Genomic DNA, 1,704 nt, shown 5'->3' with positions numbered 1-1,704 from the left:
CGCCTGCCGGGCCAGCTCGGCCGCCGGCCCCACTGCGGCGATCACGCCGTCGCTCACCAGCACGGCCTCGGCCCGTACGCCTTCCGGGGTGAAGACGCGGCCTCCTCGGAAGAGGATGTTCATGGGGTTCCTTCCTCAGTGGTGGATCCGGCTCGCGCACGCCGAGCCCGCCGTCCATCTTCCCGCCCCAGGCCGGTGACCTGCGACAAGCGGGTTGTGCTTGGCTCTGGCGGGCGGCCGGTGGCGGCCCGGGATCCGCGGCCTGAGGGGCGTGCGGATTTCCGTGCCATGGGTGCACGGGTGGGCGTGACCAGCGGGCCGACTTCTGCTGCTGCGGCTGGTGGCTGGTTGCGGCGGCCGGTGGGGGCTGAAGGGGTGCGGGGCCAGGAATGGAGCGGGCGGGTCGCGCAAGCCTCGCAAATCATGGCATAAGCGCACATGCCTCGTGATTAGGGGCAAAAGAAACGGTGAGGCCACTGCCGTGTAGCAGTCGCGTAACAAGCCCCCCGCATGCTGGAAGAGCAACGGAGGGGAGCACTTCATGGGATTCATGCGCATCCGCGCCACGGTGGACGAACGACCCGGGCGCCTCGCCTCGCTGACGGCCGCCCTGGCCGCGCGCGGCGGTAACATCCTCGGCCTGTCTGTCCAGCCCGACACCGGCGGCACCGTCGACGAGTTCGTCGCCGAAGTCCCTGCTTCCGCCGAAGACGTCGCCGCGGCGCTCGAGGCCGCCGGAGGCCGCCGCGTCCACGTCGTCCCCGCGGCTGCTCACGAGCTGGCCGACGAGACCACCCGCGCTCTGCTCCTGGCCCTCAGGCTGCGCGCCCAACCGTGGCGCCTGCCCGAGTTCCTCGCCGAACTGCTGCGGGCCGACTCCGCTCGCTGGACCTATGGTGATCACGTGAGTGATCTGCCCGACCCCCACCGGCTTCTCGTGGCCGTCGCACCCAAGCGCGCGATCCAACTGCGCCGCGGCCACCTGCCCTTCACGCTGACCGAGGCCGCCCGCGCCGCCGCCTTCATACGGCTCGCCCAGCCAGCAGTCGAGCCGACCACCGACGACCGCGCCCTGCGTCTGGCCGACGGCGCCGAAGTCCAGGTGCGCGCCCTGACGCCCGCCTTCCGCGAGGCCGTACGCGACCTGCACGACCGCTGCACCCCCGAGTCGCGTCGCTTCCGCTACTTCACCTCCATGCCGACCTTCCCGCCGCACATGTTCGACCGGCTGTGCGACCGCGACCGCGGCGAATCCGTCGTGGCCTGCCACGACGGCCAGGTCGTCGCCCTGGCGAACCTCATGTACTGCGCCGACCCGGGCGCCGCGGAGGTCGCCGTTCTCGTCGAGGACAGCTGGCAAGGCCGCGGCCTGGGCACCAAGCTCGCCCGAATCCTCATCGACATCGCCCGCGACCACGGATTCGCCGAGATTCGCGCCACCATGCTGTCCGACAACACTCGCATGCGCCGCCTCATGATCAGCCTCGGTGCGACGCTCGGCTACACCGACGACCCCGGCGTGATGGAGGCACGCCTGGCCACGGGCCGAGTCGTACCCGCCCCGAACGCCTGACAGACCGGGGCGCATGCCGCCGAGCCCGAACTCCACACGGACGAGCTCGCCGGCGATTCGTCCGCCTGGACGAAAGCCGCCACCGCGACCCCGGCGGCACCGGCCTCGGCTTGGCGATTTCCCGCGCTGCC

Annotated in this window: 1 protein-coding gene; it reads left to right on the top strand. The window is 71.7% G+C overall.

Translation table 11 applies throughout. The annotated features are described in order from the left end of the window. Positions 1–541 precede the first annotated feature (541 nt). The gene (locus tag AB0J09_RS64100) at positions 542–1,573 is read left to right on the top strand and encodes a GNAT family N-acetyltransferase (protein WP_360714228.1); all 1,032 of its coding nucleotides are present in this window, start codon (positions 542–544) and stop codon (positions 1,571–1,573) included. The last annotated feature ends 131 nt before the right edge of the window (positions 1,574–1,704 follow it).

This window comes from Nonomuraea sp. NPDC049784 (genome assembly GCF_040659615.1).
Classification (GTDB): Bacteria; Actinomycetota; Actinomycetes; order Streptosporangiales; family Streptosporangiaceae; genus Nonomuraea.
This window is presented reverse-complemented; position numbering and strand designations above follow the sequence as displayed.

Bases quoted from the DNA above. Each gene is read 5' to 3' on its own strand.
- AB0J09_RS64100 (WP_360714228.1), top strand. From the start codon at position 542: ATGGGATTCATGCGCATCCGCGCCACGGTGGACGAACGACCCGGGCGC.